This window comes from Sediminicoccus rosea, assembly GCF_033547095.1.
Lineage (GTDB): Bacteria > Pseudomonadota > Alphaproteobacteria > Acetobacterales > Acetobacteraceae > Roseococcus > Roseococcus rosea.
Genome location: NZ_CP137852.1, coordinates 2633140 through 2651655, shown reverse-complemented (window position 1 = coordinate 2651655; position 18516 = coordinate 2633140). Strand labels below are relative to the sequence as shown.

Sequence of the window (18516 nt, the reverse complement as noted above, 5' to 3'; positions counted from 1 at the left end):
CGGGTCTGGCGACAGGCTCACGCATGGCCCCGCTCGACCAACCGCCCCCCCGCAATTCCGACCTGGAGAGCGCGCTGCTCGAAGCGCGCGCGACCTATGCCGCGGCACGCCCGAAAAGCGCGGAACTGCACGAGGCGGCGCGCCGCGTCATGCCGGGCGGCAACACGCGCACCGTGCTTTTCTGGTCCCCCTTCCCCATCAGCATGGTCCGTGGCGAAGGGGCGCGCCTGTGGGACGCGGATGGCCACGCCTATACCGACCTGCTGGGTGAATACACCGCCGGCCTCTTCGGCCACAGCGAGCGCCGCATCCTGGACGCCGCGCGGGCCGCGATGGACACCGGCATCAACCTGGCCGGCGCGGGCGCCAACGAGATCCGATTCGCCGAACTGGTCTGCGCCCGCTTTCCTTCGATCGAGCGCGTGCGCTTCACCAATTCGGGCACCGAGGCCAACATCATGGCCCTCTCCGCCGCCCGCGCCTTCACCGGCCGGGCCGAGATCATGGTTGCGAAGGGCGGCTATCATGGCGGGGTGATGACCTTCGCCACCGGCCAGAGCCCGGTGAACCTGCCGGTGCCGACGCGCTTCCTCGCCTATAACGACGTGGAAGGCACCGTCGCCGCCATCCGCGAAGCGGGAGACAAGCTGGCCGCCGTGCTGGTCGAGCCGATGCTGGGCTCGGGCGGCTGCATCCCCGCCACGCGCGAATTCCTGGCCGCGCTGCGGGACGCCTGCACCGAGACGGGCGCCGTGCTGATCTTCGACGAGGTGATGACGAGCCGTCATAGCGAGGGCGGGCTGCAGCAGCGCCATGGCGTGATCCCGGACATGACGACGCTCGGCAAATACATCGCGGGCGGCATGAATGTCGGCGCCTTCGGCGGGCGCGCGGCCATCATGGATGTGTTCGACGCGCATCGCCCGGGCGCCCTGCCGCATGCGGGGACCTTCAACAACAATGTCTGGTCCATGGCCGCCGGCTGCGTGGCACTCGGCGAGCTGTTCCGGGGCGAGGTGGTGGAGGCGCTGTTCCAGCGCGGCGAAAAGCTGCGCGCCGAGCTCAACGCCCTTTGCGCCGAGGCGGGGGTCGCGATGCAGTTCACCGGCGCGGGCAGCATGATGACGGCGCATTTCCGCACGGGCGCGATCAAGGCGCCCTATGCCGCCACCCCGGAGGAGGAGCAGCGCCGCGAATTGTTCTTCCTGGATATGCTCGAGGCCGGCTTCTACCTGGCCCGCCGCGGAATGGTGGCGCTCAGCCTGCCGCTGGCGCCGACCGACCTCAGCGGCTTCACCGCCGCCTTCCGCGAATTCCTGAATCTGCGCGGCCCCGTGCTGGGCCGCGCAGCCTGACCTCAGGCGATGACGTAGCCGATCACCACCATCGTTCCTACGAGAAGCGCCAAGGCGCGGGCCAAGGCCCAGAATTCACCCTTGACCGGACCCTCTTCCTCCTTGGAGAGACGGATCACATTCACGGGCGGCCGGCGCGGCACAGCGGCCACGGCCGGAGCTTCCTGCTCACTCACCATCATCACAACCCCTTTTCCCACGGACGGGATCGCTTGACTGCTCAACCGGCGGTCATTGCCATCTCATCCGACCCGTTAGGGATATTAGGCGGCAAAAAAAACATGCAATAGCGACCAGTGGCTGAATCTGAGCGCAGGCATGCGTCCCTATGGTTGTATTTTTGCGACAAGTGACGGTGATTGCACAGTTTCCTATGTGGCAAGGCTCAGGATTTCGACGCCTTCCTCGACGTTTTCTCCCTCCGCGCAGCCCAGATGGGCCACCACGCCGTCCCGCGGCGCGGTGATCTTGATCTCGGTCTTCATCGCTTCCAGGACCGCGAGGAGCTGGCCCTTGACCACCGCATCGCCCACCGCGGCCAGCAATTTCACCACCCGGCCCGGGATGGGCGCGGAAAGCCGGCTCTCGCCCGCCGCATCCTCGCTGGCGGGCGCATGGGGATCGCGGCGATGGAGCCGCCAGCTCTCGCCGCCCATGCGGAGCGTGCAGCCATCGGCCTCGGGTGTGAGGGTGAAGGCCTCGGCCGCGTCGCCCTCCACCAGCGCCAGCCGCGTGCCCGTGCCGCGAATGGAGAGGATCCGCGCCGCCCCCTCGCCCACCGCCACGGCATGGCCGCCGGGCAGCCAGCGCAGCGTGACCTGGCGCGGGCCGGTGCCGTCATCCCAGGCCTCCACCGTCTCGGCGGCGCCTTGCAGCCGCCAGCCCTGCCGGCCGAGCCAGGGCGAGGCCGCGGGCGCGCGCCGCCCGGCCTCCGCGAGGGCGGCGGCGGCGGCCATCAGAACGCGCTCCGGCGCCGGGCCGCGCGGCGTCAGCAGCGCCTCGGCATGGCGCGCGATGAAGCCGGTATCCAGTTCACCCGCGCGCAGCGCCGGGTGGCGGGCGAGGCGCGTGAGGAAGCGGGCATTGTTGCCCAGACCCTCGATCTCCAGCGCATCCAGTGCCGAAGCGAGGCGCGTGAGCGCCGCGCCACGGTCCGTGCCCGCCACGATCACCTTGGCCAGCATGGGGTCATAGGCGGCGGTGACGGTGTCACCCGGCGTGAAGCCCGTGTCGAAGCGCGCCCCGGCATCAGCCAGCGTGAACTTCCGCAGCCGGCCGGTGGCCGGGCGGAAATCCTGCTCCGGCTCCTCGGCATAGACGCGCACCTCGACGGCATGGCCTTGCGCGGGTGGCGGCCAATGGGTGGGCAAGGCCTCGCCCGCCGCCACGCGCAACTGCCACTCGACGAGGTCGAGGCCGGTGATCATCTCGGTCACCGGATGCTCGACCTGCAGGCGGGTGTTCATCTCGAGGAAATAGGCGTGCTCGCCCTCGACGACGAATTCCACCGTGCCGGCATTGGTGTAGCCGACCGCGCGCGCCGCATTCTCGGCCGCTTCGTGCAGGGAGGTCCGCAGCACATCCGAGAGATCGGGCGCCGGCGCCTCCTCCAGCACCTTCTGGTGGCGGCGCTGCACCGAGCAGTCGCGCGTGTGCAGATGGGTCACGCGGCCATGGCTGTCGCCGAAGACCTGCACCTCCACATGGCGCGGGCGTTGCAGGTACTTCTCGATCAGCACGCGCGCGTCACCGAAGGCGGCCTGCGCCTCGCGCCGCGCGCCAGCGAGTTCGGCCGCGAAATCCTGGGCCGCGTACACCGGCCGCATGCCCTTGCCGCCGCCGCCCGCACTCGCCTTGATCAGCACGGGGAAGCCGATGCGCGCGGCCTCGGCCGCCAGCAGCGCCTCCTCCTGCGCCTCGCCGTGATAGCCGGGCACGGTGGGCACGCCGGCCGCGACCATCAGGCGCTTGCTCTCCGCCTTGCTGCCCATGGCGCGGATGGCCGCAGCGGGCGGGCCGATGAAGGCGATGCCGGACGCGGCGCAGGCTTCGGCGAACTCCGCATTCTCGGAGAGGAAGCCATAGCCCGGATGGACCGCCTCAGCACCGCTGCGCCGCGCCACATCGAGGATCACATCGCCGCGCAGATAGGATTGCGCGGCGGGTGCGGGGCCGATCGCGTGCGCCTCGTCCGCCTCGCGCACGTGCAGTGCGTTCGCATCCGCCTCGCTGAAGACCGCGACGGTGGCGATGCCCATCCGCCGCGCGGTGCGGATGATGCGGACGGCGATCTCGCCGCGATTGGCGATGAGGATCTTGCTGAACATCGCGATCACATCCGGAACAGGCCGAATTTCGTCGGCGGGATGGGCGCGTGCAGCGCCGCGTTGAAGGCGAGGCCCAGCACGTCGCGCGTCATGGCCGGCGGGATGATGCCGTCATCCCAGAGGCGCGCGGTCGCGTAGTAGGGGTCCCCTTCCCGCTCGTATTTCTCGCGGATCGGCGCCTTGAAGGCCTCCTCCTCCTCGGCGCTCCAGGCCTTGCCGCCGGCCTCGAGATTGTCGCGCCTGAGGGTCGCCAGCACGCTCGCCGCCTGTTCGCCGCCCATCACGGAAATCCGCGCATTGGGCCAGGCGAAGAGGAAGCGCGGGCTGTAGGCGCGGCCGCACATGCCGTAATTGCCCGCGCCGAAGCTGCCGCCGATGATGACGGTGATCTTGGGCACCGAGGCCGTGGCGACGGCGGTGACCAGCTTGGCGCCATCCTTGGCGATGCCGCCCGTCTCGTATTTGCGGCCGACCATGAAGCCCGAGATGTTCTGCAGGAAGAGCAGCGGGATGTTCCGCTGGCAGCACAGCTCGATGAAATGCGCCCCCTTCTGTGCGCTCTCGCTGAAGAGGATGCCGTTGTTCGCGATGATGCCGACCGGCATGCCCCAGATCCGCGCGAAGCCGGTGACGAGCGTGGTGCCGTAGCGCGGCTTGAATTCGTCCAGCGCCGATCCGTCCACGATGCGGGCGATCACCTCGCGCACGTCATAGGGCTGGCGCACGTCGGAGGGGATGATGCCGTTCAGTTCCTCGGGCGCGTAAAGCGGCGCGATCGGCGCGTGCGGAGGCATGGGCGGCGCCTTCGCGTTGAGGTTGCCCACGATCCGGCGCACCAGGCCCAGCGCGTGCATGTCATCCGCCGCCAGATGGTCCGCCACGCCGGAGAGGCGCGTGTGGACATCCCCGCCGCCCAGATCCTCGGCGCTCACCACCTCGCCGGTGGCCGCCTTCACCAAGGGCGGGCCGCCCAGGAAGATGGTGCCCTGGTTGCGGACGATCACCGCCTCGTCGCACATGGCGGGCACATAGGCGCCGCCCGCGGTGCAACTGCCCATGACGGCCGCGATCTGCGGAATGCCGGCGGCGGACATGTTCGCCTGGTTGAAGAAGATGCGGCCGAAATGCTCGCGGTCGGGGAAGATCTCGTCCTGGTTCGGCAGGTTCGCGCCGCCGCTGTCCACCAGGTAGAGGCAGGGCAGATTGTTCTGCGCCGCCACCTCCTGCGCGCGCAGGTGCTTCTTCACCGTGAGCGGATAGTAGCTGCCACCCTTCACCGTCGCGTCATTGGCGACGATGACGCAGGCGCGGCCCGAGACGGTGCCGATGCCGGTGATGACGCCGGCCCCCGGCACCTCACCGCCATACATGCCGTTCGCGGCAAGCGGCGAAAGCTCAAGGAAGGGCGCGCCGGGGTCGAGCAGGCGCTCCACACGCTGGCGCGGCAGCAGCTTGCCGCGGGCCGTGTGCTTGGCGCGCGCCGCCTCGCTGCCGCCCTGGGCGGCCTCCGCGGTGCGGGCGGCGAGCTGGTCGAGCAGCGCCTGCATGGCCGCGGCATTGGCGCGGAATTCCTCGCTGCGGGTGTTGATGGCGGAGGGGATCACGCTGTCTCCCGGAACAATTCGCGGCCGATCAGCAGCCGGCGGATTTCACTGGTGCCTGCCCCGATCTCGTAGAGCTTGGCATCACGCAGCAGGCGGCCTGTCGGGTAGTCGTTGATGTAGCCATTGCCGCCCAGGATCTGGATGGCGTCCAGCGCCGCGCGCGTGGCCTCCTCGGCGGCGAAGAGGATGGCGCCCGCCGCATCCTTGCGCGTGGTCTTGCCCGCATCGCAGGCGCGCGCGACCGCATAGACATAGGCGCGCGCCGCGTTGAAGCGCGTGTACATGTCCGCGACCTTGCCCTGGATGAACTGGAACTCGCCGATCGGCTGGCCGAACTGCTTGCGCTCATGGATGTAGGGCACCACCACGTCGAGGCAGGCCTGCATGATGCCCAGGGGGCCGGCCGCCAGCACCGCGCGCTCGTAGTCCAGGCCCGACATCAGCACGCGCACGCCGCCGTTCACGGCGCCCAGCACATTCTCCTCCGGCACCTCGCAATCCTCGAAGACGAGTTCGCTGGTGGGCGAGCCCCGCATGCCAAGCTTGTCGAGCTTCTGCGCCGGGGTGAATCCCTTCATGCCCTTTTCCACGATGAAGGCGGTGATGCCCTTGGGCCCCGCCTCCGGGTCGGTCTTGGCATAGACGATCAGCGTCTCGGCGTAGTGCGCGTTGGTGATCCACATCTTCGTGCCGTTCAGCACGTAGCGGTCGCCGCGCTTCTCGGCGCGCAGCTTCATGGAGACGACGTCCGAGCCTGCCCCCGGCTCGCTCATGGCGAGGCCGCCCAGATGCTCGCCGCTGATGAGCTTCGGCAGGTATTTCGCCTTCTGCGCGGCATTCCCGTTGCGGGCGAGCTGGTTCACGCAGAGGTTGGAATGAGCGCCATAGCTGAGGCCCACGCTGGCGGAAGCGCGGCTGACCTCCTCGACCGCCACGCAATGCGCGAGGTAGCCCATCCCCGCACCGCCATGCGCCTCATCCACCGTGATGCCGTGCAGGCCGAGCGCGCCCATCTCGGGCCAGAGGAAGCGCGGGAATTCATCGGTGCGGTCGATCTCGGCCGCGATGGGCGCCACGCGGTCGGCCGCGAAGCCGCGCACGGAATCCCGGAGGGCGTCGATCTCCTCGCCGAGGCCGAAATCCAGCGTCGGGATGCTCATATTGGGCAGCATGTTGCTCTCTCTGAAGCCGGCGCCCGTGGCGCCCGCATGACGTGAAGCCAGGGATCTCCCGGCGCCTCAGCGCGCCGGGCCGGGTCGCGGCTCAACATTCTGGTCTCGCCCGCGCATCGCGGCCGTGTCTCGGCAACCCCGCCTCCCGGACCTTGTTCTCGCATGGAAGGCTAAGCGGGGGGCGCTGGTCAGCGCAACGGCTTTGCGTCGCGCCGCAACTCGATGGCGAGCGGCGGGTCATCCGTCGCCAGCACGTCGACACCCAACATCAGCGCGCGGTGGATCGTGTCGGCATGGTTGGCGCCCCAGACGGAGAGGCGCAGGCCCTGGGCGCGCAGCGCATCACGCAGAGCTTCGGTGGCGCCCTTCACATGCACGCCGACCTCGGTCGCGCCGAGCCCCTGACATTCGCGCACGAGGTCGCCCGGGGTGGCGGCGCGCAGCGCGGGGCCATCCACCAGCCAGACGATCTGCTCGAACCCGCCCAGGGCGGCAGCCTCGGCCACCGAGGGGCGTTCGAAGCTCATCATGATGGTGCGGGGCTTCAGGCCCAGGCTGTCCAGCAGGCGACCGCAGCGGGCGACGAGGCCGGGATAGGGCCGCTTCTCCGGATCGGCCTTCACCTCGAGCCGCAGGCGCTGCGCCGAGGGGCCGATCAGCGCCGCCACCTCGGAGAGATGGGGGACGCATTCGCCCCCCGTCCCCTTCACGCGCAGCCGCTGCAACTCGCCCCAGGGCATGGCGACCACGGGGCCCGAGCCATCCGTCGTGCGATCCAGCGTCGCGTCATGGATGACGACCGGCTCCCCCTCCGCGCTGGCGTGAACGTCGAATTCGATCTGCTCGGCGGGCCAGGTGAGCGCCTTGCGGAAGGCAAGCAGGCTGTTCTCAGGCCAAAGGAAGGCGCCCCCCCTGTGGCTCGCGATCTCGGTGCGGTCCATAGCCGCACCTGTTCCAAGCCAGAGGCGAAACGTCAAGCCGGGCTGACAGCCAAAAATGACTGCCAGACGGACATCAGCTCCAGAGACCGCCCGCGATGGCGTCGTTCATTTCGGAGATGAATTGGAGATCGGCCGTTTCGCTCTCGCATTCGCGCAGCACCGCATGGGCGAGCGAGGCGACCTGGCTGCGGAGCGGGGCGGGCAATTGGTTGGCGGGGTCCATCACGAGGCCCAGCACCACATCCCAGAGGCGGCGGTTGTCGGCGCGGGCACGGGCGAGCGCGGTCTGGGTCTGCTCGGCGAGCGCCTCGCGGATGCTGCGATTGGCGCGCACGAAGACCTCGGCCTCCATCTGCCGCGGCGTGCGGCGCTGGCGATAGGCGGCGGCGGCATCGGGGTGGGGCGCGGTAACGGCGTGCATGAAGACCTCTGGTAAGAACTAGGGAAGAGCCGGGCGGCGTTTTGCCGGCCCGCTGGCGCTGGATGGGATCAGCGGAAGAGCGAGAGCAGGGCCTGCGGCGCCTGGTTCGCGATGGAGAGCGACTGCGTGCCGAGCTGCTGGCGGATCTGCAACGCCTGGAGGCGGGCGCTTTCCTTCGCCAGATCGGCATCCACGAGCGAGCCGAGGCCGCTTTCCATGGAGTCCATCTTCTGGCGGTTGGTGCTCAGCGCGCCGTCGATGTCGCGCGAATCGGCGCCGAACTTGGAGAGGGCCGTGTTCAGCGCGGTCTCGACCGTCGCGAAGGTCTTGATGTTGGACGCCGCCGCGCCGCCGCCGAAATTCGCCTCATCGGCATAGGCGGCGATGGTGTCCTGCAGCGGGCCGGTGGCGCTGGCATCGCCATTGCCCAGCATCACGCGCGCCTGCTCCGAGGTCATGGCCGCACCGCCGTTGAAGACGAAGGAGGTCGGGTTCTCGAAGGTGCCCGCGATGTCCCGGCCGCCGGTCGCCACGCGCGTGTCGAAGGTGAGGGTCGCGGCGTCCACGCCGGTGATGTTCAGCGTGTTGCCGCGCTCGTTGCGGACGACGCCCGTGTTCACCGCGGCGCTGGAGGCGGACTTGTTCGAGTCCTGCGAGCCGAGCAGGCTGCGGCCGTTGTAGCTGGCATCGCCGAGCGCCCGGTTCGTCTGGTTCACCAGGTTCTCGAAATCCTTGGTGTAGGTCTCGCGGTCCGAGGAGCTCAGCGTGTCCGAGGAGAGCTTGGTCAGCGTCTCGCGGATCTTGGTGAGATTCTTGGACGCCTCGTTCAGCGCGCCCATCGTGGTCTCGAGCAGGCCCTTGGTGGAACCGAGCTGCTCATTGGCGGCGCTGAGGCCCGCGATGTCGCCGCGGACGCGCTGGGCCACGGCATAGGCGGCGCCGTCATCCTTGGCATCCGCCACGCGGAAACCGGTGGAGATGCGCTTTTGCGTCGCCGCCATTTCCTCGTTGGTGCGGTTGAGCGACTGCAGCGCCACCATCGCACCGATATTGGTCTGAACCGAATTCATCGTCATTGGGGCTTTTCCCTTTGCTCGAAAGGCGGAGGGGGGATCCCTCCGCCTTCACAAGCTTCCCAGGGAAAGCCCAAGAAACGGTTAAACCGGCCCAGTCAGATGTCCGCGTAGATGTGCGTCTCGGCCTTGGCGCCGGGCTGCGTCACCGCCCCGTGCCGGGCGGAACCCACGGTCTGCGCATACTTCCACAGCACGCCCGAGTTGAAGTTGTGGCCGCGCGGCTTCCACTCCGCCCGGCGGCGCGCCAGCTCCTCGTCAGAGAGCATCACGTCGATCGTGCCCTTCTCGGCGTCGATCACGATCTTGTCGCCGTTCTGCAGCAGGCCGATGGGGCCGCCCACCGCCGCCTCGGGCCCGACATGGCCGATGCAGAAGCCGCGGGTGGCGCCCGAGAAGCGGCCATCGGTGATCAGCGCCACCTTGTCGCCCATGCCCTGGCCGTAGATGGCCGAGGTGGTGGACAGCATCTCGCGCATGCCAGGGCCGCCCTTCGGGCCCTCGTAGCGGATGACGATGACGTCGCCCGGCTTGTAGGCGCGCTGGTCCACCGCGGCGAAGGCATCCTCCTCGCAGTCGAAGCAGAGCGCCGTGCCCTCGAAGCGCAGCTTCTCCATGCCGGCGATCTTCACGATGCCGCCATCGGGCGCCAGGTTGCCGAAGAGGCTGACCACGCCGCCGATCTTGCTGATCGGGTTGGAGACGGGGCGCACCACGTCCTGGTCCTTCGGGAAGACCACGTCCTTGTGGTTCTCGGCGAGCGTCTTGCCGGTGACGGTCATGCAGTCGCCATGCAGCAGGCCGCCTTCCAGCAGCGCCTTGATGATGACCGGGATGCCGCCGATGTTGTGCACGTCCAGCGCCACATACTTGCCGCCGGGCTTGAGGTCGGCGATGTGCGGCGTGTCGCGCATCAGCCGGGCCACTTCCTCCAGCGGGAAGTCGATGCCGCACTCATTGGCGATGGCGGGCAGGTGCAGCGCCGCATTGGTCGAGCCGCCGGTCGCACCCACGATGCGCGCCGCGTTCTCGAGCGCCTTGCGCGTCACGATGTCGCGCGGGCGGAGCTGCTTGCGGATCAGGTCCACCACCGCGAAGCCGGACTTGTAGGCGTATTCGTCGCGCTCGGTGTCGGGCGCGGGGGCGCCCGCCGAATAGGGCAGCGCGAGGCCGATCACCTCGGAGATGCAGGCCATGGTGTTGGCGGTGAACTGGCCGCCGCAGGCGCCAGCCCCCGGGCAGGCATGCTCCTCCAGCTCCTTCAGCTCCTCGTCGGACATGTTGCCGGCCGCGTGCTGGCCGACCGCCTCGAAGACGTCGAGCACGGTCACGTCGCGGCCGCGATGGCGGCCCGGCATGATGGAGCCACCATAGAGGAAGACGCTGGGGACGTTCAGGCGGCACATCACCATCATCATGCCCGGCAGCGTCTTGTCGCAGCCGGCGACACCCACCAGCGCGTCATAGCAATGGCCGCGCATGGTGAGCTCGACGGAATCGGCGATCACCTCGCGGCTGACCAGCGAGGACTTCATGCCCTGGTGGCCCATGGCGATGCCGTCGGTCACCGTGATGGTCGTGAACTCGCGCGGCGCGCCGCCGGCCGCCGCCACGCCGCGCTTCGCTGCCTGCGCCTGGCGCGAGAGGGCGATGTTGCAGGGTGCCGCCTCGTTCCAGCAGGAGGCCACGCCGACCAGCGGGCTCTCGATCTCCTCACGCGTCATGCCCATCGCGAAATAATAGCTGCGATGCGGCGCGCGCTCGGGGCCGACCGTCACATGGCGGCTCGGCAGCTTGGTCTTGTCCCACTTGGTCATTGGCGTGTTCCTCGGTGTCTCAACTCAGTTTGCGATGCGGGCCAGCGCCGCGTCCAGACGGGCGATCTCGGCCGTGAAATTCTCGAGGCGCTCGCGGTTCTCCTCGATCACCTCTTCCTTCGCCTTGGCCATGAACTCGGCATTGGCGAATTTCTTCTCGATCTTGCCGATCTCGGCCGCGGCAGCCGTGCGGGCCTTCTCCAGCCGCGTGCGCTCGGCGCCGAGGTCAATGACATCGGCCAGCGGCAGCATCAGCGTCGCCTCGCCGATCACGGCCTGGGCCACACCCTTTGGTGGCGCGCCCTCCAGCGTCTCGATCTCGGTGACGCGCGCGAGGCGCTGGATCGCCTCCAGCCAGCGGCCGGCCCGCGCCATGGTCTCGGGCGCGGCGCCCTGCACCAGGAGCTTGGTCTTGATCGAGGGCGGCACATTCACCTCGGAGCGCACGGCGCGCACCTCGGAAATCAGGCGGACGATGCCATCCAGCTCCGCCCGCGCCGCCTCCGCCCCCTGCACCGGGCTCGCCACGGGCCAGGGCGCGGTGATCAGGCTCGCCTCCCCGCCATAGCCGAGCTGCGTCCAGAGCTCCTCCGTCACGAAGGGCATGACGGGGTGCAGCAGGCGCAGGATCACGCCCAGCACGTGCTGGGCCGCGCCCTTCACCTCATCTTTTTCGGCACCATCGGGCCCGTTCAGCACGGGCTTGGCGAATTCCAGGAACCAGTCGCAGAAGCTGTTCCAGGTGAAGCGGTAGAGCGCCGCCGCGTAGTCGTCGAAGCGGAAGGCGTCCAGCGCTGCCCCCGCCTCGGCAGCGGCCTGGTTCGCGCCATCCAGGATCCAGCGCGCGAGCGGCGTGGCCGCGGTCGCCGGGTCCCAGCCTGGCTGCGCCGCGATGCCGTTCATCTCGCAGAAGCGCGCCGCGTTCCACAGCTTGGTGGCGAAGGCGCGGTAGCCTTCCATCCGCTGCTTGGAGAGCTTGATGTCCCGCCCCGGCGAGGCCAGCGCGCACAGGGTGAAGCGCACCGCATCCGCGCCATGCGCGTCGATCAGTTCGAGCGGGTCGAGGACATTGCCCTTCGACTTGCTCATCTTCGCCCCCTTCTCGTCGCGCACAAGGCCATGGATGACCACGTGCTTGAAGGGAACCTCGCCCATGAAATGGATGCCCATCATCATCATCCGGGCGACCCAGAAGAAGATGATGTCGAAGCCCGTCACCAGCACGTCCGTCGGGTAGTGCTTCTTCAGCTCCGCCGTGCTGTCCGGCCAGCCCAGGGTGGAGAACGGCCACAGCGCCGAGCTGAACCAGGTGTCCAGCACATCCTCGTCGCGCGTCAGTTCCACCTCGCGGCCGAATTGCGCCCGCGCGGCCTGCTGCGCCGCCGCCTCGTCGCGCGCCACGAAGACGCTGCCCTCGGGGCCATACCAGGCGGGGATGCGATGCCCCCACCAGAGCTGGCGCGAGATGCACCAGGGCTGGATGTCGCGCATCCAGGCGAAGAAAGTGTTCTCCCACTGCTTGGGCACGAATTCGGTCTTGCCGGTCTCGACCGCCTCGATGGCGGGCTTCGCCAGCGTCGCCGCGTCGCAATACCATTGCAGGGTCAGGCGCGGCTCGATCGGCACGCCTGAGCGGTCGCCATGCGGGACCATGTTGGTGTGGGCCTCGGCCTTCACCAGCAATTCCAGGCGCTCCAGCTCGGCCAGGATGGCCTTGCGCGCCACGAAGCGATCCTGCCCGGCCAGGCCACGCACGAAGTCCGGATCGGCGATGCCGTCCACGGCGCGGAGATCGGCCGCGATCTCGTCCAGCCAGATCCGCGCCTCGGCATCGAGCACGGAGGGCATCGGCAGGTCATGCCGGCGGCCCACACCGTAATCGTTGAAGTCATGCGCGGGGGTGATCTTCACCGCGCCCGTGCCCTTCTCGGGGTCGCTGTAATCATCGGCGACGATGGGGATCAGACGGCCGGTCAGCGGCAGGATGGCGCGGCATCCCACCAAATCCTTGAACCGCGCATCCTCCGGATGCACGGCGATCGCGGTGTCGCCCAGCATGGTCTCGGGCCGCGTGGTCGCGACCTCGATGAAGCGGCCCGGCTGGCCCTCCACCGGATAGCGCAGCGTCCAGATATTCCCCTTCACCTCGCGGCTCTCGACCTCCAGGTCGGAGATGGCGGTCTGGAACACCGGGTCCCAGTTCACCAGGCGCGTGTCGCGGTAGATCAGGCCTTCCTGGTGCAGGCGGACGAAGACCTCGATGACGGCCTTGGAGAGGCCCTCATCCATGGTGAAGCGCTCGCGCGGCCAGTCGAGGCTGGCGCCCAGGCGACGGAGCTGGCGGGTGATGGTGCCGCCGCTCTCGGCCTTCCAGTTCCAGATGCGCTGCAGGAAGGCCTCGCGCCCCAGCCCCTTGCGGGTCAGGCCCTCGGTGCCGATCAGGCGTTCCACCACCATCTGCGTCGCGATGCCGGCATGGTCGGTCCCAGGCATCCAGAGCGCGTCGCGCCCCTGCATGCGGCGGTAGCGCACCAGCACGTCCTGCAACGTGTTGTTCAGCGCGTGGCCGATATGCAGGCTGCCCGTGACGTTGGGCGGAGGGATGACGATGGTGAAGGGCGCGGCATTGCGCGCCGGATCCGCGCTGAACGCGCCGGAAGCTTCGGAAGCGGCATAGAGCCGGGCTTCCAGGGAGGCGGGGTCGAAGGCCTTGTCGAGCATGCGCGACTGGTCCAACGCGCGGCGCGGCGCGTCAAGCCCTGGCGGCGCGGATCAGCCCCCCGCGCGGGGGGCCGGCCTCAGCCCTGGCGGGCCATCACCCGCTCGATCTCGGCGCGGACCAGGCGCTCCACCGTCGCGGGCAGGTGCGCATCGAGCCAGGCCTTGAGCAGCGGGCGCAGCTCCTCGCGCACCACATCCTCGATGGTGGGGCCGCCGCGGCTCACGCTCGCGGTGCGCTCCTGGGAGACGGCGCGGCTCAACTGGCCGAGCGCGGCCGCCGCCGCGGCAGCGGCCATGGGGTCGAGCAGGTTGGCCGGCGCGGGCGCGGCCGCAGGCTGCGGGGCGGGCTGGAGAGGCTGCATGATGTTCGTGGGCACCCGCGTGGGCGTGAGAGGAGGCGGCGCGGCGGGCGCCGGAGGGGGCGGCGGCGGCGGCGCTGGGGCGGGCGGCGGCTCGGGCTCGGGCAGCGGCTCCGGCTCGGGCCTCGGGGCGGGCGGGGCGGCGGCGGGGCCGGCCAGCTTCTCGGGCGGCGCCACCATCATCTCGGGCGTGAGCTGGATCGCCTCGGCGGCCGGGGGGGCCGGCGGCTGGGGCGGCTCCTCCTCGTTCAGGATCTTGCGGATGGATGCCAGGATGTCATCCATCGAGGGATCGGCACCGCCGGGCGGGGTCTGGCCCGACATGGCTCAGCGACGCGCCGAGACGTTGGAATAGTCGCCAAGCCCGGCCCAGCGGTTCCGCACCGCCTGATAATAGGCCGTCATGTCGTAGAGCTCGACATTGAGGCCGAGATCCTGCGCGGTAAGCCGCCCGACCGAGCCGGCCAAGGCATAGGAGCCGGTGACCACCTGCGCCAGCGCGTTCACCAGGCTGGTGCGCGCGTTCAGCAGCTCCTGCTCGGCGTTCAGCACGTCCAGCGTGGTGCGGCTGCCGACGATGGCCTCGCGCTGCACGCCATCCAGCGCGATTTCCTGCGCGCGGATCTGCACGCGCACGCTGGTCACGGCCGCGCGGGCGCTGGTCAGCGTCTCCCAGGCGCGGGCGGCGGCCTCGGCGGCCGAGCGGCGCGCCTCGTCCACCTGGGCCAGGTTCTGCTGCGCCACCTGCCGCGCCTGACGCACGGAGGAGTATTCGGCGCCGCCCTGGTAGATCGGCGCCGAGAGGTTCAGCGTCACCTGCCCGCCATTCTGGCGGGTGTGCGGCAGCGTCGCATTGTCGTTCCGGAAGGCCTGGGCGTTGCCCGAGAGCTGCGGCATCAGCGCCGAGGCCTGCACGTCGATGTTGTCGCGCGCGGCGGCGGCGTTGAAGAGCGCGGCCACCACGGTCGGGTTGCTCGCCACCGCCATGGACTGCGCCTCGGCCTGGCTGCGGACCGGCAGCTGGAGCGGCTGCGGGTTGGTCAGGCGGCGCGGCGCCTCGCCGATCACGCGCTCATAGACGGAGCGCGCGATCTGCAGGTTGCCCTCGGCCTGGACGCGGGCGGTGCGCGCGCCGGCGAGGCGGCTTTCGGCCTGTGCCACGTCGGTGCGGGTGATCTCGCCCACGCGGAAGCGCTCGTTCGTCGCTTGCAACTGGCGCGCCAGCACCTGCTCATTGTTGATGTTCAGCCGCAGCAGCTCGCCATTCTGGATGACGGAGATATAGGCGGAGACGGCATCGCCCAGCACCTGCTGCTCGGCCGCAATCAGCCGCGCGCGCTGCGCGAGGACGAGGTTCTCGGCCTGACGGGTCTGCGCCGTGGTACGGCCGCCGCGGTAGATCGGCTGGGTCAGCGTGACCGTCGCAGTCGCCGGCGAACGCTCCTGGCGGATGGTGGTGGATTGCGGGAAGGCCGGATCGCGGAAGAAGAAGCTGCCATCGGCCCGGAACTGCTGCACCTGGCTGCGGGTGCGGACATCGGCCGCGCCGTAGCTGCCCGCCATCACCACGGTGGGGCGCCAGCCGGCCAGCGCCTGGGGCACGCCTTCATCCACGCCGCGCAGCTGGGCGCGGGCGGCCAGCAGCGTCGGGTTGTTGCTGTAGGCCACGGCCAGGGCTTCCTGCAGGGTCTGGGCCTGCGCGCCGCCCGACGTGCCACCGGTGAACGCGGTGCCGATGACCGCGGCCGCCGCGAGGAGTGTCGCCTTCATGCCCAGATGCATCCGTCCATGTCCCCTTCAAGCTTCCCGCGGAGTATAGCCCGTCCCGGCCGCGTCGCGCCAAGGGCTGCGCGCCCTTCGGGGCCCTCCGGTCACAAATTGAAACCTCTCACAGCACGAAACCGGGTGCGGGCGCGAATTCGGCCAGCAGCGGCGCGGCGGCATCGAGGCCGGCGATCTCGCTGACGGCGCCCCCGGCCCGGCGCAGCAGGATGCCACGGCCGACCGGCCCGGCCTCATGCCGCACGGTGACGAGGCGCCCGCCCTCGCCCAGCTGGGAGAAGAGCCCGCCGGGAACCTCCTCCACCATCCCTTCGATCAGGATGAGCCGGAAGGGCGCGCCCGAGGGGGCGCCCAGGCGCGGATCGCCCTGCTGCACCACGGGCCGATTCTCGGTCAGGGAAAAGTCCAGCGCATGGCGCGCGGCGGTGGCCAGCGCCGGGTCGCTCTCGATCGCCGTGACCTGGAGGCCCATGCGCGCGAGCACCGCAGCGCCATATCCGGTGCCGGCGGCAAGCACGAGCGCGCGCTCGCCCGGCTGGGGCAGCGCCATCTGGAGAAGGCGGGCCAGCACCATGGGCGCGAGCATGGCCCGGCCCTGGCCGAGCGGCACCGGCGCATCGGCATAGGCGCGCTCGCGCAGCGCCTCGGGCACGAAATTCTCGCGCGGGATCTCGTCCATCGCCTGGAGCAGCAGGGGGTCGGTCACGCCATTGGGCGTCAGCTGCCCATCGCGCATGAAGCGGCGTGCCCGGGCGAAATCCACATCCAAAGCGAGCATTCGGGTCTCCTGGCCGGCCAATGCGGAGGTTATAGGCCGGGCGGCGGGCCGCGGAAAGCTTGCCGGGGGGCGCATCCCCGCCTTGACCCGGCGGCCAAGCGGGCCGATACAGCGGGGCCTTGGGGTCCGATGGCCGAGTGGTCAGGCACAGGTCTGCAAAACCTGCTACGGCGGTTCAATTCCGCCTCGGACCTCCAAGCTCTTTCCCCGATATGCGCGTGGTTCTTGCACCGTGTTTCTTGCATGGTGAGCGGCAAGCCGTGCCGGAGCCTGCCATGCCCCCTCCCCTGATGGTCCGTTTCCACGGCGGCGCCGCGGGCCCCTGGCGCGTGACGCGGATGCGGGCGCTGGCGGGCGCGGCCCTGCCCGCCGTGGACCGCATCGCCGTCCAGGAGGGCATGGCGGGCGCACCCGGCGGCGCCATCGCCTGGACGCTGGCGGGCAGCACCGGGAACCAGCGCTACACGGAGCGCGCCGAGGCCGATTCGCTCGCCGCGCGCCAGCAGGGCCTTGCCCGGCCCGAGGCGCGGCACGCTGCCCTCATCCCGATCCGCAAGAGCGAGGCCTGGTGGTCGCTGGCACAGGATGAGCGCCGCGCCATCCTGGAGGCCGAATCTCGCCACATCGCCATCGGCATGGACTACCTGCCCGCCGTGGCCCGCCGGCTGCACCACAGCCGCGAACTGGGCGAGCCCTTCGATTTCCTCACCTGGTTCGAATTCGCGCCCACGCACGAGGCCGCGTTCGACGAGATGCTGGCGCGGCTGCGCGCCCAGCGCGAATGGGATTTCGTGGAGCGCGAGGTGGAGATCCGTCTTGTGCGAGAAGAGGGCTGAGGGGCGGTTGCGCTCCCGCGCCACCCCTGCTAGTTCCCCCGCCCATGGTGATCCGGCGTGGCGCAGCGGTAGCGCAGCGGACTGTTAATCCGTTGGTCGTAGGTTCGAATCCTACCGCCGGAGCCACTCATCCACAGAAAACCTAGCGTTCCGGGCGGTGCGGCTTCCAGCCTACAGATGCGGCTACGGCTTGGCCGGCTCAGGCGGATAGGCGCACATCTGAATGGCGAAGCGCCCTCCCCTGCCGAGCGCAGTGGATGGTGCCTCGCAGCCGGCCACCTCGAGCTGCGGCTTAGAGTAGGCTGCCATGCCGATGAAGGCACTGGTGCGGGTTGCCGAATGGGGGCGTAGCCGAGCCGGTCCGGAGACAGCCCGATTCGCCCCTTCATCCGCGGCTGACGCCCTCCCAACGCCCGGTGAAGCGGGGCGCCTTCCGGCCCTACCCAAAAAGCTCGCGCAGCCGCACCCTGGCCGCATCGTCGGAGACATCGAATCGCTCCGCGATGCTCGGCGTGTCCTTCATCCCCTCACGGTAGAGCTTCCGGACCAACCGCGCGGGCACAAGCCGCCCGGCAGCGAAGGCATTTGCCTGGCGCTCAATGTCGTCGGATACGCTGCTTCGATACAGCCCATCATCGGAGATGCCATCACCGATCAGGTCGCTGTGAAAAATGCGATGGGCCAGCTCGTGCGCCAGGGTGGAGCGCTGGCGCTTGGCCGAGTGGGCAGCATTGATCGTCGCCACGAAGCCAGCCCCGCGCCGTTCGATCTTCCCTGAGACATTCGCAGCCAGGTTTTGGCCGCGCCGCACCTCCACACCGAGGGCGCGGGCCATCGCATCGAGGTCCATGGGCGCTCGATCCGCGAAATTGCGGATCACCTCCATGGGAAGGAGCACCGCGGCTTCAGTCTGGGCTTGGCTTCGCATTCCCCTCCCACGGCTGCGCTCTTGACATCGTTACCATCACTTGAAGGTTCAACGCCCCGCTCCGAGGCTGCGGCAAAGGTTCTGGCCGCGATCGCGTCAGCGATGTCAGCCGCGTCCCTGGAGGCAATCGCCGCGGCTGTCTCCCTCGCAACTGCCTCGGCCACGGGCGGGGCGGCGTCGGGGCCGGCCTTGCCGTCATTGCTGCGATGGCCTGGGCGATCCGTCTCGAATGGCAGCGCTGCGGAGAGCGCGCCGGAGGCAGGGTCCAAGCGACCCACACCCTCCGCGATCGCGACCAGCAGCGTGCCGTCCTCGCGATGCGCCAGGCAGCCAGGCACGCGCGGCAGCGGCAGCGTGCAGGATGGTGGTGTGGTGGGGCAGCACGGGACCCGCCATCACGGA

General features: G+C 69.7%; 15 protein-coding genes, 2 tRNA genes and 1 pseudogene. 4 read left to right on the top strand and 14 right to left on the bottom strand.

Annotated features, from left to right (window positions below):
• Window positions 1-23: 23 nt before the first annotated feature.
• The gene (locus R9Z33_RS12755) at window positions 24-1355 is read left to right on the top strand and encodes an aspartate aminotransferase family protein (RefSeq protein WP_318646955.1); all 1332 of its coding nucleotides are present in this window, start codon (window positions 24-26) and stop codon (window positions 1353-1355) included.
• Window positions 1356-1357: 2 nt separating this feature from the next.
• Here R9Z33_RS12755 and R9Z33_RS12750 read toward each other — a convergent pair whose 3' ends face one another.
• The 12 genes from R9Z33_RS12750 to R9Z33_RS12695 form a co-directional block, all read right to left on the bottom strand.
• Window positions 1358-1507 (bottom strand): hypothetical protein, encoded by a 150-nt coding sequence (locus R9Z33_RS12750; protein WP_318646954.1) that lies wholly within the window; start codon window positions 1505-1507, stop codon window positions 1358-1360.
• A 219-nt stretch (window positions 1508-1726) separates the two neighbouring features.
• Entirely contained in the window at window positions 1727-3682 is a 1956-nt protein-coding gene (locus tag R9Z33_RS12745) for an acetyl/propionyl/methylcrotonyl-CoA carboxylase subunit alpha (protein ID WP_318646953.1), read from the bottom strand.
• Between the two features lie 5 nt (window positions 3683-3687).
• On the bottom strand, window positions 3688-5229 hold the full coding sequence (locus R9Z33_RS12740) for a carboxyl transferase domain-containing protein (protein WP_318651647.1): 1542 nt from the start codon (window positions 5227-5229) through the stop codon (window positions 3688-3690).
• A gap of 53 nt (window positions 5230-5282) precedes the next feature.
• The gene (locus R9Z33_RS12735; RefSeq protein ID WP_318646952.1) at window positions 5283-6458 is read right to left on the bottom strand and encodes an isovaleryl-CoA dehydrogenase; all 1176 of its coding nucleotides are present in this window, start codon (window positions 6456-6458) and stop codon (window positions 5283-5285) included.
• A gap of 188 nt (window positions 6459-6646) precedes the next feature.
• Entirely contained in the window at window positions 6647-7399 is a 753-nt protein-coding gene (locus tag R9Z33_RS12730; RefSeq protein WP_318646951.1) for a glycerophosphodiester phosphodiesterase, read from the bottom strand.
• 73 nt (window positions 7400-7472) lie between these two features.
• Window positions 7473-7820, bottom strand: a complete 348-nt coding sequence (locus R9Z33_RS12725) for a flagellar biosynthesis regulator FlaF (protein WP_318646950.1) — start codon at window positions 7818-7820, stop codon at window positions 7473-7475.
• Window positions 7821-7888: 68 nt separating this feature from the next.
• Complete coding sequence (locus tag R9Z33_RS12720; RefSeq protein WP_318646949.1) at window positions 7889-8896, bottom strand: flagellin; 1008 nt, start codon at window positions 8894-8896, stop codon at window positions 7889-7891.
• 95 nt (window positions 8897-8991) lie between these two features.
• Window positions 8992-10710 (bottom strand): dihydroxy-acid dehydratase, encoded by a 1719-nt coding sequence (ilvD, locus tag R9Z33_RS12715; RefSeq protein ID WP_318646948.1) that lies wholly within the window; start codon window positions 10708-10710, stop codon window positions 8992-8994.
• Window positions 10711-10734: 24 nt separating this feature from the next.
• Window positions 10735-13431, bottom strand: a complete 2697-nt coding sequence (locus R9Z33_RS12710; protein WP_318646947.1) for a valine--tRNA ligase — start codon at window positions 13429-13431, stop codon at window positions 10735-10737.
• 77 nt (window positions 13432-13508) lie between these two features.
• Window positions 13509-14114 carry a DUF2497 domain-containing protein gene (locus tag R9Z33_RS12705; RefSeq protein WP_318646946.1) on the bottom strand — a complete coding sequence of 202 codons (606 nt, stop codon included), beginning with the start codon at window positions 14112-14114 and terminating at the stop codon, window positions 13509-13511.
• A 3-nt stretch (window positions 14115-14117) separates the two neighbouring features.
• A complete protein-coding gene (locus tag R9Z33_RS12700) occupies window positions 14118-15560 on the bottom strand; it encodes a TolC family outer membrane protein (RefSeq protein WP_318646945.1) in 1443 nt (480 codons plus the stop codon).
• Between the two features lie 118 nt (window positions 15561-15678).
• On the bottom strand, window positions 15679-16350 hold the full coding sequence (locus tag R9Z33_RS12695; protein ID WP_318646944.1) for a protein-L-isoaspartate O-methyltransferase family protein: 672 nt from the start codon (window positions 16348-16350) through the stop codon (window positions 15679-15681).
• Window positions 16351-16473: 123 nt separating this feature from the next.
• Here R9Z33_RS12695 and R9Z33_RS12690 point away from each other — a divergent pair.
• The 3 genes from R9Z33_RS12690 (at window position 16474) to R9Z33_RS12680 (ending at window position 17312) form a co-directional block, all read left to right on the top strand.
• Window positions 16474-16547: transfer RNA gene (locus R9Z33_RS12690), tRNA-Cys, on the top strand.
• Window positions 16548-16625: 78 nt separating this feature from the next.
• Entirely contained in the window at window positions 16626-17186 is a 561-nt protein-coding gene (locus R9Z33_RS12685) for a chlorite dismutase family protein (RefSeq protein ID WP_318646943.1), read from the top strand.
• 51 nt (window positions 17187-17237) lie between these two features.
• A tRNA-Asn gene (locus R9Z33_RS12680) sits at window positions 17238-17312 on the top strand.
• A gap of 313 nt (window positions 17313-17625) precedes the next feature.
• Here R9Z33_RS12680 and R9Z33_RS12675 read toward each other — a convergent pair.
• Together R9Z33_RS12675 and R9Z33_RS24765 are read right to left on the bottom strand one after the other, a co-directional pair.
• Complete coding sequence (locus R9Z33_RS12675) at window positions 17626-18072, bottom strand: ImmA/IrrE family metallo-endopeptidase (RefSeq protein ID WP_318646942.1); 447 nt, start codon at window positions 18070-18072, stop codon at window positions 17626-17628.
• A gap of 278 nt (window positions 18073-18350) precedes the next feature.
• Window positions 18351-18452 (bottom strand): annotated as a pseudogene (locus R9Z33_RS24765) (hypothetical protein); the annotation flags it as partial.
• Window positions 18453-18516 lie beyond the last annotated feature (64 nt).

Coding starts and splice junctions, on each gene's coding strand:
- R9Z33_RS12755 (WP_318646955.1), top strand. CDS start 24: ATGGCCCCGCTCGACCAACCGCCCCCCCGCAATTCCGACCTGGAGAGC.
- R9Z33_RS12745 (WP_318646953.1), bottom strand. CDS start 3,682: ATGTTCAGCAAGATCCTCATCGCCAATCGCGGCGAGATCGCCGTCCGC.
- R9Z33_RS12740 (WP_318651647.1), bottom strand. CDS start 5,229: ATGCAGGCGCTGCTCGACCAGCTCGCCGCCCGCACCGCGGAGGCCGCC.
- R9Z33_RS12735 (WP_318646952.1), bottom strand. CDS start 6,458: ATGCTGCCCAATATGAGCATCCCGACGCTGGATTTCGGCCTCGGCGAG.
- R9Z33_RS12730 (WP_318646951.1), bottom strand. CDS start 7,399: ATGGACCGCACCGAGATCGCGAGCCACAGGGGGGGCGCCTTCCTTTGG.
- R9Z33_RS12725 (WP_318646950.1), bottom strand. CDS start 7,820: ATGCACGCCGTTACCGCGCCCCACCCCGATGCCGCCGCCGCCTATCGC.
- R9Z33_RS12720 (WP_318646949.1), bottom strand. CDS start 8,896: ATGACGATGAATTCGGTTCAGACCAATATCGGTGCGATGGTGGCGCTG.
- ilvD (WP_318646948.1), bottom strand. CDS start 10,710: ATGACCAAGTGGGACAAGACCAAGCTGCCGAGCCGCCATGTGACGGTC.
- R9Z33_RS12710 (WP_318646947.1), bottom strand. CDS start 13,431: ATGCTCGACAAGGCCTTCGACCCCGCCTCCCTGGAAGCCCGGCTCTAT.
- R9Z33_RS12705 (WP_318646946.1), bottom strand. CDS start 14,114: ATGTCGGGCCAGACCCCGCCCGGCGGTGCCGATCCCTCGATGGATGAC.
- R9Z33_RS12700 (WP_318646945.1), bottom strand. CDS start 15,560: ATGAAGGCGACACTCCTCGCGGCGGCCGCGGTCATCGGCACCGCGTTC.
- R9Z33_RS12695 (WP_318646944.1), bottom strand. CDS start 16,350: ATGCTCGCTTTGGATGTGGATTTCGCCCGGGCACGCCGCTTCATGCGC.
- R9Z33_RS12685 (WP_318646943.1), top strand. CDS start 16,626: ATGCCCCCTCCCCTGATGGTCCGTTTCCACGGCGGCGCCGCGGGCCCC.
- R9Z33_RS12675 (WP_318646942.1), bottom strand. CDS start 18,072: ATGGAGGTGATCCGCAATTTCGCGGATCGAGCGCCCATGGACCTCGAT.